A 15,424-nucleotide genomic window follows, 5' to 3' on the forward strand; every position below is an offset into this window, starting at 1 on the left:
TCGTCTCGCCGGGCGCCCGCGCCCGTGCACTGCCTGACCCGATCCGCAGCACGTGGAGCCGGTTTGGCCATCTCGCCGCAATTGCGGTACCTCTCAATTAAGGAACGATCGATGTCCAATGTGTCGCAACGTCGTGCGCCCACGCGCGCGCTGGTGGTTCTAGGTGTGTCCGCGCTGACCTCGCTGCTGGCAGTGCCGGCGTTTGCTGGTCAGGTCAATCTTTCCGGGCTGGATTCGCAGCCCACCCTGGACCGCTTCATCGTCAAGTACAGGGACGGTTCCAGCGCCGCGGTGAGCCCGACCTCGCTGCGCGCATCGCTCAATTCGGTCGCCACCGCCGTGCCGGCCCGCGCCGGCCGTGCGCTGGGCCTGAATCACGTGCGTCGTACCGCACTGGGGTCGGAAGTGCTCAAGACCGACCGTGGCCTGGACCGTGCCGAGGCCGAGACGCTGATGCGCCGGATCGCCGCCGACCCGAGCGTGGAGTACGTGGAAGTCGATCAGATCATGTACCCGACGCTGACCCCCAACGACACCCGTCTGTCCGAGCAGTGGGGTTTCGGCACCACCGCCTCGAGCATCAACGTGCGTCCGGCCTGGGATACCGCCACCGGCACCGGTGTGGTGGTGGCAGTGATCGACACCGGCATCACCAGCCACCCGGACCTCAACGCCAACGTGCTGCCGGGCTACGACTTCATCAGCGACGCGGCGCGTGCGCGTGACAACAATGGCCGCGACAACAACCCGGCCGACCAGGGCGACTGGCGCGCAGCCAACCAATGCGGCTCCGGCGTGGCAGCGGCCAACTCCAGCTGGCACGGGACCCATGTGGCCGGCACCATTGCTGCGGTCACCAACAACAGCACCGGCGTGGCGGGGACCGCATTCAATGCGCGCATCGTGCCGGTGCGTGCGCTGGGCCTGTGCGGCGGCACCACCTCCGACATTGCCGACGCAATCGTGTGGGCATCCGGCGGCACCGTCTCCGGCGTGCCGGCCAATGCCAATCCGGCCGAAGTGATCAACATGTCGCTGGGCGGCAACGGCACCTGCTCGAGCACCTACCAGAACGCCATCAATGGCGCGGTATCGCGCGGCACCACGGTGGTGGTGGCGGCCGGCAACAGCAATGCCAACGTGGCCAACTTCACCCCGGCCAGCTGCGCCAACGTGATCTCGGTGGCGTCGATCACCTCGGCCGGTGCGCGTTCGAGCTTCTCCAACTTCGGCAGCACCATCGACATCTCCGGCCCGGGCTCGGCGATCCTGTCCACGCTCAACAGCGGCACCACCACCCCGGGCAGCGCCAGCTACGCCTCCTACAACGGTACGTCGATGGCGGCACCCCACGTGGCCGGCGTGGTGGCGCTGGTGCAGTCGGTGGCCAGCCGTCCGCTGACCCCGGCTGCAGTGGAAACGCTGTTGAAGAACACCGCCCGTCCGCTGCCGGGCGCCTGCTCGGGCGGCTGCGGTGCCGGCATCGTCAACGCGGCCGGTGCGGTCAGCCAGACCCCGTAAGACGCCTCGCGGTGCCAGCGGCTGTGCCGTTGGCACCGTGTCGTCCTGCGTGATGCGCCCGACCGTGTCAGGTCGGACATCTCCCACTGCCCCGCCGATGCGGGGCAGTGCCGTTTGCGGCGGCGCACGAGCGGGGCGGCATGGCTCCGGCAGCTGGTCAGCGCCGCAACTGGCTTAACCGGCGCTGTGGCTTGCTCGGTCTTGCCGGTGCACCAGGCTCAGGTCCGTGTCTGGGCGGTCGATAGCCTGGGCAGGTCGGCAACGACGCCAGTCGGCGCGCCCCACCACCAGGTGCGCATCCGCGCACCCCGGTCTGCACCACGACATCCTTGGGAGGGGTCGATCCATGCGTTATTTACCGTTCAAGGGGCTGCGCCATGTCGCGCTGGCCTGTGCACTGCTATGCGGCACTGCGCCTGCATTCGCTGGCGACGTCAGCCTGCAGGGGCTGGGGTCGGCATCGGCCCATCAGCGTTTCATCGTCAGCTACAAGGACAGCAGCGCCGGCAACCGTGGGCGCCTGAGTGGCTCGTTGCGCGAGATCGCCCGTGCGGTGCCGGCGCGGCGCGGGCGGGCGCTCGGCCTGTCGTCGTCGCGCTGGCTCGGGGTCGGGCCGCAATTGCTGGTGGCCGATCGCGCGCTGGACCGGGTCGATGCGGAAACCCTGATGCGTCGTCTGGCGGCCGACCCGGCGGTCAAGCGGGTGGAAGTGGACATGCTGCTGCGCCCGATGCTGGTGCCCAACGACAGCCGCCTGTCCGAGCAATGGGCGCTGGGGACCACCAGCGCCGGCATCAACGTGCGCCCGGCCTGGGACAAGGCCACCGGCAAGGGCGCGGTGGTGGCGGTGATCGATACCGGCGTGACCGCGCATCCGGAGCTGTCGGCCAATGTGCTGGCCGGCTATGACTTCATCAGCGATGCCTTCATCGCCCGCGACGGCAACGCGCGCGACACCGATGCCGCCGATCCGGGCGACTGGGCCGCGGCCAACGAGTGCGGCAGCGGCGCAAGCGCGTCCAGTTCCAGCTGGCATGGCACCCATGTGGCCGGCATCGTCGCGGCCGCCGCCAACAATGGCGCCGGCACCGCGGGCGTGGCGTTCAATGCCAAGGTGCTGCCGGTGCGCGTGCTGGGCCGTTGCGGCGGCTACCTGTCCGACATCGCCGATGCGATCGTGTGGGCCTCCGGCGGCACGGTGTCCGGCGTGCCGGCCAATCCGACCCCGGCCAGGGTGATCAACCTGTCGCTGGGCGGCATCGGTTCCTGTTCGACCACCTTGAGCAATGCGATCGCCAGCGCGGTGTCGCGCGGCACCAGCGTGGTGGTGGCTGCCGGCAACAGCAATATCGACGTATCCAAAAGCGTGCCGGCCAATTGCCCGAACGTGATCGCGGTGGCGGCGACCACCTCGGCCGGGGCCAAGGCCAGCTTTTCCAACTTCGGCCAGGGCGTGGATATCGCCGCGCCGGGGCAGGCGATTCTGTCCACGCTCAACAGCGGCAGCACGGCGGTGGGCACCCCAGGTTACGCGGTCTACAGCGGCACCTCGATGGCGGCGCCGCATGTGGCTGGCGTGGTGGCATTGATGCAGTCGGTGGCGCTCAATCCGCTCAGTGCGGCCAGCGTCGAAGCGATGCTCAAGAGCACGGCGCGTGCATTGCCGGTGGCGTGTCCGCAGGGGTGTGGGGCAGGGTTGGTCAACGCCGATGGTGCGGTGGCTGCGGTGATCGCCTCGACCACCCTGACCAGCAATGCAGCACGCAACGGCCTGGCTGCAGCCACCGGTGGCTCGCTGTATTACCAGGTCAACGTGCCCGCAGGCACGCGCAGCCTGCGGGTGGCGCTCAGCGGTGGCAGCGGCAATGCCGATCTGTCGCTGCGTGCCGGTGCATTGCCGAGCGATACCGCCTACAACTGCCGCACTGCGGTGGTGGGCAATGCCGACAGCTGCACGCTGAGCGCGCCCGCGTCAGGGGTGTACTACGTGCGGCTCAAGGCCACGCTGGCGTTCTCGGCGGTCACGCTGGTGGCTACGTACTGAGCGTGCGCGGAGTCCTGCGCCGGTGGGGTGCAGGACTCCGGTCATCCTTGGGGCGTGATCTTGTATCGGCCATGTGGCGCTGGCGGTGCCTCACGCCGCAGCGGAGGTGCGTGATCGCTGCCGCAAACCGGAGCCACCTTTGGATTTCCAGATGCCGGCTTGCGTCAGCCGGCCCGCACGCGGCGCGGTGTCTCGCCGCGGCTAGTCGCAAACACTGCAGGGCCGCGCCCGCAATGCGGCAACGATGCCATCGCCCGGCAATTCCAGCAGCAAGCCGCGTTGCCCGGCGTTGATCCACAGCGACGGGGCATCCAGTGCACTGGCTTCGATCAGGACCGGCGCCTGGCGTTGCTGCCCCAGCGGGCTGATGCCGCCGACCTTGTAGCCGGTGCGACGCTCGGCATCGGCCACCTCCATCATGCGCGCCGACTTGCCGTTGCAGGCACTGGCCAGTTTCTTCAGCGACACCCGGCGATCGCACGGAATCACCACGCACACCGCCTCGTCGTCGACCCAGGCCATCAATGTTTTCAGCACCGTGTGCGGCACCAGTCCCAGGGCGTTCGCCGCCTGCACGCCCTTCGCGTCGGCATCGGCCTGGTAGGCGTAGGGGTGCAACACATAGGCCACGCCGGCGGCATCCAATGCCCTGGTCGCGCGGGTGGCCTTGCTCATGGCGTCAGAGCGATTCGAAGCGGTTGGCGGCGACGTTCTTGCGCACCTTTTCCGGATTCCAGATGCGCCCGTTCATGGCGATGTACACGCCCGCCGGCAGCGACTGCACCGCGCCGACCGCGCAGCCGATGTTGAACTCGGCATCGGAGCCGCGAAAGCGCGCCGGATTGAGCGCGCCGGTCATCACGATGGTCTTGTCTGCGATCGACTGCAGTACCTTGCCGGTTTCCACCATCGAGTCGGTGCCGTGGGTGATCAGCACGTGGCGGGTCGGCTGGGCGGCGATGGTGGCGCGCACCAGTTCGCGGTCGGCATCGGTGATGTGCAGCGAATCCTTGCGGATGATCGGAATCACCGAGAAGCGGAAGGTCACGCCCAGCTCCTTGAGGATCTGGCCGATCTGCGGGTCGCCGATCTGGTAGTCCGATTTGTCGTCGAAGTAGATCTTGTCGATCGTGCCACCGGTGGTGACGATCAGGAGGTCTTCCATTGCTGCGGGTCCTTCAAACGGGCGCGGTGCAGGCCGCGCGAGGGCCGTCATGATACGACCCCGGCGCGGGTGCTGCCCAAGCGGGTCAACGTGGAGGGCGCTTGCGGCCGAAGCGCGCCGCCATGCCGGGGCCGCCCACCAATGCCACCACCAGCAGGGCCAGCAGCACTTCCAGCCAGGCCAGCCCACGCGCCTGCGGCTGGCTCCAGGCGGCCATCACGCCGTGACTGAACCAGCCCAGCGCAAACACGCCGGCCCAGAAACGCGCACGTGCGCTGCGCAGCGCCAGCGCGGCCATCAGCGCCGGCGGCAGTGCGAACACCAGCAGCGCCGCGGTGCGGTGGCGGTCGTCGTGAAACCAGCTCACGAACAGCACCGTCAGCGCGATCAGCGCGGCCGTCAGCAGCCAGTGCGTGGCACGCACGCTCATGGGCTGGCCAGGCGCCGGGCGATATCGGCCACCCGGCGACCCAGCGCACGCGCCAGCAGCGCTTCGTCCTCGCTCGGTTGCGGGTCGTCGCCGGCACCGGAGACATGGCTGGCGCCATACGGCGTGCCGCCGCTGGTGGTATGGCTGAGCGCCGGCTCGGTGAACGGGATGCCGACGATCAGGCAGCCGTGGTGCAGCAGCGGCAGGTGCATCGACAGCAAGGTGGATTCCTGGCCGCCGTGCATCGAGGCGGTGGAAGTGAACACGCCTGCCGGCTTGCCGGCCAGGATGCCGCTGGCCCACTCGGCACCCAGGCCGTCAAGGAAATGCTTCATCGGCGCGGCCATGTTGCCGAAGCGGGTCGGGCTGCCCAGCAGCAAGCCGCTGCACTCGGCCAGATCGGCCTTGTCCACATACGGCGCGCCCTCGTCCGGCACCGGCGGGGCGCTGGTCTGGGTCACCGCCGCTACCGGCGGTACCGTGCGCAGCCGCGCGCCCATGCCCGGCACTTCGCCGATGCCGCGCGCGATCTGCCGCGCCAGCCGCGCCACCGAACCGCCACGGCTGTAATACAGCACCAGAATCTCCGCCATCGCGCATCTACCGCCTGTGTGAGTTGCCGCAGTATCGGCCAAGCCACCGTCTGCCTGCACGCCGCAGTTGCGGCAAGGCCGCGATGACGGCGCATCGGGTACCCTTGCGCGATGTTGCGCGTGAACAAAATCCACCAATGGAAAGAACGGCTGCGCGACCGCGCGCGGACGGTCAGCTTCGGGCGCTTCCTGTGGCGTCGCTTTCTCGACGACCGCCTGTTCCAGGCGGCCGCCTCGCTCGCCTACACCACGGTGTTCGCGCTGGTGCCGCTGGCGATCGTGGTGTTCGGGGTGCTGTCGGCGTTCCCGGCCTTCAACGAGTGGAAGGACGCGCTGACCGACTTCATCTTCAACAACTTCGTGCCCGGCGCGGCGCGCTCGGTGCAGAACTACCTCAATCGTTCGCTGGAGGATCTGGGCAAGTTCACCGTGGCCGGTATGGTCGCGCTGGTGGCCTCGCTGCTGATTACCCTGCACAGCATCGAGCAGACCTTCAACAGCATCTGGCGGGTGGCCGCCGCACGGCCGAAGGTGACACGCTTCCTGATCTACTGGACGGTGCTGACCCTGGGCACGATGCTGGCCGCCGCCTCGATGGCGATGGCCGCCTACGTGTTCGCGCTGCCGCTGTTCCGCACCACCGAAGGCCAGTGGCTGGCCGAATTCGCCTGGCGGCTGGCGCCGATGGCGGTGGAATTCGTCTGCATCGTGCTGATCTACCGCGTGGTGCCGCAGCATGGGGTACGCCTGCGGCATGCGCTGCCGGGCGCGTTGCTGGCGGTGATCCTGATGGAAATCGTCAAATGGGGCTTCGGCTTCTATCTGGGCAATTTCCAGACCTACCAGCGCATTTACGGTGCGCTGTCGGCGCTGCCGATCCTGCTGTTGTGGATCTACCTGAGCTGGGTCTCGGTGCTGCTGGGCGCCTCGCTGGCCTCCTCGATGGCGGCATTCCGCTACCAGCCCGAAGCGATGCGGCTGCCGCCGGGTTTCGAGATCTATGGCCTGCTGCGCCTGCTCGGCCGCTTCCGCCAGGCACGCATCCACGGCAACGGCCTGGATGAAGACCGCATCCTGGCGCTGGAGCCGATGCTCACCGACACGCTGATGCAGGAGTTGCTGTGCGAACTCAAACGCATCCGCCTGTTGCGCCGCGACGAGCGCGGCCAATGGCTGCTGGCGCGCGACCTGGACGTGGTGCCGCTGGCCGAACTCTACGAAAGCTGCCAGCTGCGCGTGCCGATCGAAGACCGCCCCCTGCCGTGCCGCGACGATGCCTACGGCCAGGCCGCTGCCGCTGCGCTGGAACAACTGCGCCAACCCTTGCGCAGCGTGCTGGCGCAACCGGTCGGCGACCTCTACACCCACCTTCCCGGAGACCTCCCATGACCGTGCGCCTTGTGCGCGGCGCCTGTGCGCTGCTGTTGCCGCTGTTGCTGCTGACCGCCTGCAAGCCCACCGGCGAGGGCACGCCCTCCGCCGGCGGTGCAGCGCCGGCGACCACCGCACAGACGCCGCAAAAGCCGGCCGCTCCCGCCGACCCGGCCAGCCCAACCGACACCTCGGTGGTGCAGCAGACCGCCGAGATGCCCAAGCTGTCGCTGCCGACCGTGACCGGCGAGGCCTACGACCTGGCCGCGCATCGCGGCAAGTGGGTGGTGGTCAATTTCTGGGCCACCTGGTGCGCGCCGTGCCTGAAGGAAATGCCCGAGCTGTCGGCGCTGCACACCATGCGCGACACCGTCGAAGTGGTGGGCCTGGCCTATGAAGACATCAGCAGCGCCGACATGCAGGCGTTCCTGAAGGACCACCCGGTGTCGTACCCGATCGCCATTCTCGACCCTTACCAACCGCCGCAGGACTTCGCCACGCCGCGCGGCTTGCCGATGACGTATCTGATCGGGCCGGACGGCAAGGTCGCCAAGCAGTTCCTCGGCCCGGTGACCGCACGCGACATCGAGACGGCGGTGGGCATCACCGGCAAGGCCGGCTGATGCAGGCGGCGCGCTTTATCGTCACCGGCGTGGTGCAGGGCGTGTGGTTCCGCGCCTCCACCCGCGAGCGTGCGGTTGCGCTGGGCCTGCGTGGGCATGCGCGCAACCAGCCCGACGGCAGTGTGGAGGTGGTCGCTGCCGGGCCCGCCGTCGCGCTGGATGCGCTGGAATCCTGGTTATGGCAAGGCCCGCCGGCGGCCAGGGTCGCGGCGGTGACCCGCACGCCCTGCGCGCCGCCGCCGACTGAAGAATTTGTAACTGGCTGAGTCGCTGCCAGTCGAGCAGGCCAACAGACTTGCGACTGAAGAATTTGTAACTGGCTGAGTCGCTGCCAGTCGAGCAGGCCAACAGACTTGCGATGCGTCGCCGATAACCTTGTCAGCGCGATCAGGCGTGCAGGGGGAATATATGGCCGCTCCATCTCAAGATCACACCGACGGGCAGGAACTGCCTACCCGCAACCGTCGCCTGGCGCAGCTGGCGCCATGGCTGTACCTGGGCGTCCTGTCGGGCAGTGGCTGGCTGCTGTTTCTGCAGCCGCAGACCCGCGTGCTGCAGCCGGGGCAGGCGGCCACCAGCTGGCTGCTGGCCTGGATCTTCGGCGGCATCGTGATCGCTGCGGTGCTGTGGAGCCTGAAGCTCGCACGTCACGGCCTGGGCGCGTCCGCTGCCAGCTATCCGCTGTCGGCGCGTCTGCCCGATTCCTGGGCCGACGCCTACGCAGCCCTGTTGCGCCCGGCCCCCGCGGTGCCGCTGTCGGCCTCCAGGCCGGATCCCGCCGGCACCCAGCGCGGCGCAGCCTGGCACCGTTTCGGCGGCGGCATGCTCAACGTGGAGAATTTCGATCCCAACGACGCCACCCGCGCGCCCTGGGACACCCTCGATGCCCAGGCCTGCATCGCGCGTCTGGACGATCTCCGTCCGGCCTGGCAGAACGCCACCGCCAACCGCGCGCTGCAACAGGAGCGTCGCTATTGGCTGGACGTGGTGCTGTCGCTGCTCGACCACGGCGTGATGCGCCCGCTGCAGGACGGCTACCTGCCCGACACCGCCACGCTGCGCACCGAACGTTTCCTGCTCGGCGCCGATGCCGGCCCGATCGTCCTGGCCGAAGTGCCGGCGCTGTTCGCACGCCGCCTGGCGCTGGCGATCGAGACCATGCCTGCCCCGCAGCGCGAGGCCGCCGGCGTCCAGTGGCGTCTGCTGCAGCAACTGCACGGCCTGGTTGCCGAGAGCCGCATGCTGGACGAGCGCTCGCAGGTCATCCAGGTGCTTGCATGGAACCCGGATGTGGACCTGGATCAGGTCGAAGTGGCCTATATCCTGGCTGCCGAGTACCGCCAGGGCATGCGCGACTGGTTGCGCCGCGCCGCGCTGGTGCGTCTGCCCGACAGCGCGCTACGCCTGGACGAAGTGCTGCTGTCGTCCTGCAGCCCGCTCGGTGCGCAGGCCGACGACGTCGACTACATCGAAGCGATGCGCCCGCTGCACCGCGGTTTCATGCAGCTGTTCAGCCAGCGCCTGAGCCAGCTGGTGCTGCAGGCCGAGCAGGCCGAGCGCCAGGCCGGGCTGTACCCCTTGCCACGTGCCACTGCGGCCAGTGACGAGATCTCTCAGGACTGGCCGGCGTAATCGTCGATCGGTTCCAGCACGCCGTAACGTTCCTTGTGCGGCTTGCCGTCCAGTGGCGGCAGCTGCAGCGTGTCATCTGGCACCGCGGTGTCCGGGAGCCGATCCAGCAGATTGCGGATCAGGCTCAACCGGCCGCGCTTCTGGTCGTTGAAATCCACCAGCGTCCATGGCGCGTCCGGCGTATGCGTCACCTCGAGCATGCGCTCACGCGCGGCGGTGTAGTCCTCGTACTTGCTGCGTGACTGCAGATCCACCGGCGACAGTTTCCAGCCCTTGAGCGGATCTTCCTGGCGTTCGGCAAAGCGCTGTTCCTGCTCGGCCTGATCCACGCACAGCCAATACTTGAACAGTAGGATGCCGTCGTCGACCAGCAGTTGTTCGAAGCGCGGCGCCTGCTCCAGGAACGCGTCGTATTGCGCGTCGGTGCAATAGCCCATCACCCGTTCCACGCCGGCGCGGTTGTACCAGCTGCGATCCATCAGCACCAACTCGCCGGCCGCTGGCAGGTGCGCCACATAGCGCTGGAAATACCATTGCGTGCTTTCGCGATCGTTGGGTGTCGGCAACGCCACCACCCGGCACTGGCGCGGGTTCAGATGGCTGGCGATGGCCTGGATCACACCGCCTTTGCCGGCGGTGTCGCGGCCTTCCACCAATACCAGCGCGCGCTGGTTGGTATGCCGCAGCCAGCGCGCCATGTTGACCAGTTCCAGCTGCAGCGGTGCCAGCAACTTCTTGTAGGCCTTGCGTTTCAGGTGCGACATGCGCGTTCCAACAGCGATGGAGCGCGCAGGCTATTCGCCCAGACGTGGACGCAGTGTCGCCAGATTGCAGGGCTTGGTCCGCGCATCCAGCTGCGCACGCACGATCTTTTCCCAGGCCGTGCGGCAGGCCGAGGTGGAGCCGGGCAGGCAGAACACAAAACTGTGATTGGCCAGCCCCGCAAACGCGCGCGACTGCAGTGAGGAGGTGCCGATTTCGTCGACACTGACCGCGCGGAACAACTCGCCGAAACCGGGCATGGTCTTGTCCAGCAACGGGGTAATTGCCTCCGGCGTGCTGTCACGGCCGGTAAAGCCGGTGCCGCCAGTGATCAGGATGCCGTCGACCTGCGCATCGGCGATCCACGCAGAGACGATCGCGCGCATGCGGTAGCGATCGTCCGGACACAGGGCGCGCTCGTGCAGCACGTGACCGTCGTGAGTGAGGGCATCGACCAGATAGTCGCCGGAGCGATCATCGGCCAGCGTGCGGCTGTCGGACACCGTCAGCACGCACAGGTGCAAGGGAATGAAGTCGGGATTGGAAGGCATGCCCCAAGCCTAGCGAGCCGGAACGACCGGGTACAGCACCACGGCGTGAAGCCGCACAACATTGATTGCCAGCGGGGTTCGCTGACACTGGCAATTAGCAACTGACAGTTCGTGGCAAATCGACCAGTCGCTCTCCCTGCGGGCGAGAAGGCGCATCTTGCGCGCCACTGGTGTGCGTTCCGCCGAGCGCCCACGCGGCAAGATTGGACGCCGGTCTCCCGCCGGGAGGAGGGGGTGGGGTGAGGGTACGGCGAAGCAAGATGCCTGTCGGTACTCGCTTCAGCGAGGGCGGCAGCGCGGCCGGGGATCGGCTCCTCGGCTCGGCAGACATCCTGTCTGACTCGCCGCCGCGGCACATCCCTGTGCCGCTCTCCGCCAATCCCCGGCCACGCTGCCGCTCTGCACGTTGTTTCCATGACATGAAAAGGTCTCGAAGAAACTCAATGACGCTTTCAAGCACCTCTCCCGCAGGGGCGAGGAGGGACAGCTGGGCGCGCGTGCCTTGGAGCGCCCGCGCCGCAAGCGCGGGCCGGGGCACGGACGCGCGGGTTTGGGTGGGGTGCGGCGGAAGACAGCCATCTAGCTTGAAAAGGCAAGCAGCCCGCTAGTTACCCAACCAACCATGTTGGCGCGCGAGTGCTTGCATCAGGTCCGCGAATCCGTCGGCAAACCCATCCATATCGAACACGCCCGACTCGCGCCGACGCTCCGCCACCCGCGCACGCAACGCACTCAATGCCGCTGGGTCAGTCGCCAACGCCACCGCCTTGGCAACGAACGCAGCGTCATCGGCCACATTCATCTCATCCAGGCCCAGATGATGATTCAGGCTGCCGGCCACGCGCGCGGCAAATGTCTCGCCGGGCGTGGTCAACACCGGGCAACCCGCCCATAAGGCATCCGATGCGGTGGTATGCGCGTTGTACGGATGCGTATCCAGGAACAGGTCTGCATGCCGGTAGCGCGCCAGATACTGCGCGTGCGGCAGCTTCGGCATGAACACCAGGCGCTGCGCAGCCACGCCTTGCGTCTGCGCCACCGCACGCAGGCGTGCGTCGGACTCGCCGGGTCCGGACAACAGCCACAGCACGCTGCCCGGCACCGCACGCAACACCGCCAGCATGCGCGCCATGCTGCGGGGATTGAGCTTGTAGCTGTTGTTGAAGCAGCACAGCACTACGCCATGCTCGGGCAAACCGCACTGCGCCCGCGGCGGCGGCTCGGCGACCACGCGCGAGGTGTCCGACGGCTGAAACGCACCGTTCAGGCGCAGCACTCGCTCGCGATAGAACGGCTGCAGCGCCGGCGGTAGCGCAAACGCATCGCCCAGCACATAGTCCATCCACGGCGCGCCCGACGTGCCCGGATATGCCAGCCAGTTGAGCTGCAGCGGCGCCGGCCGCAGTGCGAACACTTCCGGGCGCCCGCCACCGCCCCAGCCGCGCAGGTCGAACAGCAGATCGATGCCCTGGTCGCGGATGTGCTGCGCGGTGGCCAGGTGCCCGAGCGCTGTGACATCGTGCAGCGTGGTGGCTTGCGCCAGGCGCGCGCGGATCTCGCTGCGGTCGTCATGGCTGGTGGCGAACAGATGCAGTTGTAGCGCCGGCTGCCGGCGCTTCAGCGCTTCGAACAGCGCGACCGTCAGCAAGCCGGTGGGGTGCGCACCAAACCCGTTGGAAACGAAGCCGAGCCGCAACCCGCCCTGGCTGCGCATTGCAGTCGGCGGTAACGGGCGCAACATCGCAGCGACTGCCTGCGCGCGCGTCCGTGCACATGCAAGCTGTTCGGCAGCGCTGGTGTCCTCACTCAGGAAGGCGAACGGTTCCACCGCGGCAGCGCCCTGGGCCACGGCACTGCGCACCTGCGCAGCGAGCGCATCCAGCTCACGCCAGTCGCACAGGCGGCGTCGCCAGTTGAGCAGTTGCGCAGCGATATACGGCTCATCGGGCAGCAGCTGATGCGCACGCGTATACGCGGCCGCGGCAGCTTCGGCCTGGCCTGCATCTTCCAATGCATGCCCCAGCCACAGCGCGATGCCCGGATGTTGCGGCACCAGGTCCGATGCCTGCTGCAACAACGCTGCCGCCTCGGCATGCCGTTGCTGTGTCCAGCGCACCCGGCCAAGCCGCGCCACCGCTTCCGGATGGCCCGGCTGCAGTGCAAGCGCGCGTTGTACCGCGGCCTCGCCTGCAACGATTGCGCCCATGCCGAGCTCGGCATCGGCCAGCATCAGCCAGGCGATGAAGTCGCCCGGCTGGCGTCGCACCGCCTCGCGCAGCTGCAGCAGCTCGCGCGGGACCTGCGCACTCACGGGCTGTCGCTCAACCGTGCCAGTTCGTCGGCCTGATGCTCGTGCAGCAGTCGTGCGATCAGTGCATCCAGATCGCCTTCGATGATGTTGGGCAGGTCGTACAGCGTCAGGCCTTCCACGCGGTGGTCGGTGATGCGGCCCTGCGGGAAGCTGTAAGTGCGGATGCGCTGGCTGCGGTCGCCGCTGCCGACCTGCAACTTGCGCGTCTGCGCTTCGGCGGCGGCCGCCTTGCTGCGTTCGGCTTCCACCAATTGCGCCTTCAGCCGCTTCATCGCCTTGTCGCGGTTGGCGTGCTGGCTGCGTTCGGTCTGGCATTCCACCACCACGCCACTGGGCACATGGGTGATGCGGATCGCCGACTCGGTCTTGTTGACGTGCTGGCCGCCGGCACCGGACGAGCGGAAGGTGTCCACCTTCAGGTCGGCCGGGTTGATCACGATCTCTTCCACATCGTCGGCTTCGGGAATGATCGCCACCGTCGCCGCCGAGGTGTGGATGCGGCCCTGCGACTCGGTCGCCGGCACGCGCTGCACACGATGGGTGCCGGATTCGAACTTCAGCCGCGAGTACGCGCCGCGTCCGACCACCCGTGCCACCACTTCCTTGTAGCCGCCGTGCTCGCCGGGGCTGTCGGATTCGATTTCCACCTTCCAGCCCTGGCGCTCGGCATAGCGCGCGTACATGCGGAACAGGTCGCCGGCAAAGATCGCCGCCTCGTCGCCGCCGGTGCCGGCGCGCACTTCCAGGAACAGGTTGCCGTCATCGCGCGGGTCGCGCGGCACCAGCAGCAAGGCCAGTTGCGCATCCAGTTCTTCCAGCCGCGCCTGTGCGGCGGCGATCTCCTCTTCGGCAAGCTCGCGCATCTCCGGATCGTTGCGCATCGCTTCGGCCGCGCTCAGGTCGGCCTTGGCGCGCGCTTCGTCTTCCAGGGCCACGGCCACCGGCTCCAGCTGCGACAGTTCGCGCGACAGCGCGCGGAACCTGTCGTTGTTGTTGACCACATCGGGGTCGGAGAGCAGGTGCTGCAGTTCTTCGCGGCGCTCGGCCAGCGCTTCGAGCTTACGGCGCAGGGTCGGCGTCATCGGTCCTCACGATCGGGGTGGCTACAGGGGGATGTCGATAACCCGGCTTTTCCGGGAACAGCCGGTCGGCCGCGTTGGTCAAGTCCAGGTCGTTGTTGAGCGCGGCATCGCGCAGCGCGGCAGTGGGCGGATGCAGCAGCCGGTTGGTCAGCGCGTGCGCCAGCTGTTCCAGTACTTCGTCGGCCGGCTTGCCGTTGTGCAATTGCTGGCGCGCCTTGGCCAGCAGTTCGTCGCGGGTACTGTCGCCGAACGCGCGCAAGCGCTTCAGCGGCGCCTGGCGCGCGTTGGCCTGCAAGGTCTCGACATAGCGAGCCACCTGCAGGTCGATGATGGCTTCGGCCTGATCGGCGGCTTCACGGCGGCCGCGGCGGTTGTCTTCCACCGCGCGTTCCAGGTCGTCCACCGTGTACAGGTAGGCGTCGCCGAGTTCGGCCACCGAGGCTTCGATGTCGCGCGGCACCGCCAGGTCGAACAGCAGCATCGGCTTGCGCTTGCGCGCGCGCAGTGCCTGTTCCACCTGCACCCGCGTCACGATCGGCTCGCGCGCGGCGGTGGCCGAGAACACCACGTCGGCTTCGGCCAGATGGCGGTCCAGATCGGTCAGCGGCAGGGCGTAACCGCCGTGCTGGCTGGCCAGCGTCTGCGCATGCGCAAGCGTGCGATTGGCGATCAACAAGCGGCGCACGCGGCCTTCGCTCAGATGCTTGGCCGCAAGCTCGATGGTTTCGCCCGCGCCGATCAGCAGCACGGTGGATTCGTTGAGCCGCGCGAAGGATTCCTGCGCCAGTCGTACCGCAGTGGAGGCCACCGACACCGGATTGGCACCGACGCGGGTATCGGTGCGCGCCCGCTTGGCCACCGAGAAGGTCTGCTGGAACAGGCGGTCCAGCCCGCTGCCCAGCGCGCCATGTGCACGCGCCACTGCCCAGGCGTCCTTCACCTGGCCCAGGATCTGCGGCTCGCCCAGCACCATCGAGTCCAGCCCGGTGGCAACGCGGAACAGGTGGCGCACCGCCGCTTCCTCCTGGTGCTGATACAGGTAGCCGCTCAAGCCCGGCGCATGGGTCTCCAGCCAGCTCACCAGGCTGTGCGGGTCGTCGGACATCGCATACAGCTCGGTGCGGTTGCAGGTGGACAGCAACGCGGCCTCGCGCACCTGCGGCAACGCGCGCAGGGATTCGAGCGCGCGCGGCAACGCGTCACCTGCGAACGCCGCGCGTTCGCGCAGGTCCACAGGTGCGGTCTGGTGATTCAGTCCGAGCACCCACAACGTCATTGTTCAGTTGCTTGCGATAAGCTGGCGGCCATTCAGGGCCCCATTTTACGGCCCGGTTGCCCC

15 protein-coding genes are annotated in these 15,424 nt (G+C 68.1%); 6 read left to right on the top strand and 9 right to left on the bottom strand.

Annotation, left to right across the window (positions count from 1 at the left end; translation table 11 throughout):
• The first annotated feature begins 111 nt into the window (after window positions 1–111).
• Window positions 112–1,521, top strand: coding sequence for a S8 family peptidase (locus ABQ137_RS05055; RefSeq protein ID WP_024938590.1), 1,410 nt, complete (start codon window positions 112–114; stop codon window positions 1,519–1,521).
• 346 nt (window positions 1,522–1,867) lie between these two features.
• Complete coding sequence (locus tag ABQ137_RS05060) at window positions 1,868–3,565, top strand: S8 family peptidase (protein WP_349781397.1); 1,698 nt, start codon at window positions 1,868–1,870, stop codon at window positions 3,563–3,565.
• Between the two features lie 201 nt (window positions 3,566–3,766).
• On the opposite strand, the gene ybaK is transcribed toward ABQ137_RS05060, so the two are convergent.
• The 4 genes from ybaK to wrbA all read right to left on the bottom strand — a co-directional run bounded on the left by ybaK (window position 3,767) and on the right by wrbA (window position 5,813).
• Window positions 3,767–4,240, bottom strand: coding sequence for a Cys-tRNA(Pro) deacylase (gene ybaK, locus ABQ137_RS05065; RefSeq protein ID WP_349781399.1), 474 nt, complete (start codon window positions 4,238–4,240; stop codon window positions 3,767–3,769).
• A 4-nt stretch (window positions 4,241–4,244) separates the two neighbouring features.
• Window positions 4,245–4,730 carry an asparaginase domain-containing protein gene (locus ABQ137_RS05070; RefSeq protein WP_016900703.1) on the bottom strand — a complete coding sequence of 162 codons (486 nt, stop codon included), beginning with the start codon at window positions 4,728–4,730 and terminating at the stop codon, window positions 4,245–4,247.
• 85 nt (window positions 4,731–4,815) lie between these two features.
• Entirely contained in the window at window positions 4,816–5,160 is a 345-nt protein-coding gene (locus tag ABQ137_RS05075) for a DUF2069 domain-containing protein (RefSeq protein ID WP_047128204.1), read from the bottom strand.
• On the bottom strand, window positions 5,157–5,813 hold the full coding sequence (gene wrbA / locus ABQ137_RS05080; RefSeq protein ID WP_349781401.1) for an NAD(P)H:quinone oxidoreductase: 657 nt from the start codon (window positions 5,811–5,813) through the stop codon (window positions 5,157–5,159). The genes ABQ137_RS05075 and wrbA overlap by 4 nt, the downstream gene beginning before the upstream one ends.
• Window positions 5,814–5,864: 51 nt before the next feature.
• On the opposite strand from wrbA, the gene ABQ137_RS05085 reads away from it, so the two are divergent.
• From ABQ137_RS05085 to ABQ137_RS05100, 4 genes are all read left to right on the top strand, one after another.
• Window positions 5,865–7,142 carry a YihY family inner membrane protein gene (locus ABQ137_RS05085; protein ID WP_024938585.1) on the top strand — a complete coding sequence of 426 codons (1,278 nt, stop codon included), beginning with the start codon at window positions 5,865–5,867 and terminating at the stop codon, window positions 7,140–7,142.
• On the top strand, window positions 7,139–7,747 hold the full coding sequence (locus ABQ137_RS05090; protein WP_104568879.1) for a TlpA family protein disulfide reductase: 609 nt from the start codon (window positions 7,139–7,141) through the stop codon (window positions 7,745–7,747). Before ABQ137_RS05085 ends, ABQ137_RS05090 begins: the two co-directional genes overlap by 4 nt.
• Window positions 7,747–8,013: an acylphosphatase gene (locus ABQ137_RS05095; protein WP_102252735.1), complete on the top strand. Its 267-nt coding sequence runs from the start codon at window positions 7,747–7,749 to the stop codon at window positions 8,011–8,013. Before ABQ137_RS05090 ends, ABQ137_RS05095 begins: the two co-directional genes overlap by 1 nt.
• A 142-nt stretch (window positions 8,014–8,155) precedes the next feature.
• The gene (locus ABQ137_RS05100; RefSeq protein WP_126966979.1) at window positions 8,156–9,379 is read left to right on the top strand and encodes a hypothetical protein; all 1,224 of its coding nucleotides are present in this window, start codon (window positions 8,156–8,158) and stop codon (window positions 9,377–9,379) included.
• Here the strand turns inward: ABQ137_RS05100 and ppk2 are convergent.
• From ppk2 to hemA, 5 genes are all read right to left on the bottom strand, one after another.
• Window positions 9,361–10,143 (bottom strand): polyphosphate kinase 2, encoded by a 783-nt coding sequence (gene ppk2 / locus ABQ137_RS05105; protein ID WP_024938581.1) that lies wholly within the window; start codon window positions 10,141–10,143, stop codon window positions 9,361–9,363. The genes ABQ137_RS05100 and ppk2 overlap by 19 nt on opposite strands.
• Before the next feature lie 30 nt (window positions 10,144–10,173).
• Window positions 10,174–10,692: a molybdenum cofactor biosynthesis protein B gene (gene moaB / locus ABQ137_RS05110; RefSeq protein WP_024938580.1), complete on the bottom strand. Its 519-nt coding sequence runs from the start codon at window positions 10,690–10,692 to the stop codon at window positions 10,174–10,176.
• Window positions 10,693–11,296: 604 nt separating this feature from the next.
• Complete coding sequence (locus tag ABQ137_RS05115; protein WP_349781404.1) at window positions 11,297–13,003, bottom strand: O-linked N-acetylglucosamine transferase, SPINDLY family protein; 1,707 nt, start codon at window positions 13,001–13,003, stop codon at window positions 11,297–11,299.
• Entirely contained in the window at window positions 13,000–14,085 is a 1,086-nt protein-coding gene (prfA, locus tag ABQ137_RS05120; RefSeq protein ID WP_046345802.1) for a peptide chain release factor 1, read from the bottom strand. Before prfA ends, ABQ137_RS05115 begins: the two co-directional genes overlap by 4 nt.
• Complete coding sequence (hemA, locus tag ABQ137_RS05125; RefSeq protein WP_054591840.1) at window positions 14,063–15,361, bottom strand: glutamyl-tRNA reductase; 1,299 nt, start codon at window positions 15,359–15,361, stop codon at window positions 14,063–14,065. The genes prfA and hemA overlap by 23 nt, the downstream gene beginning before the upstream one ends.
• Between the last annotated feature and the right edge of the window lie 63 nt (window positions 15,362–15,424).

It is taken from the genome of Xanthomonas sp. WHRI 8393, from assembly GCF_040203315.1.
GTDB lineage: Bacteria > Pseudomonadota > Gammaproteobacteria > Xanthomonadales > Xanthomonadaceae > Xanthomonas > Xanthomonas arboricola.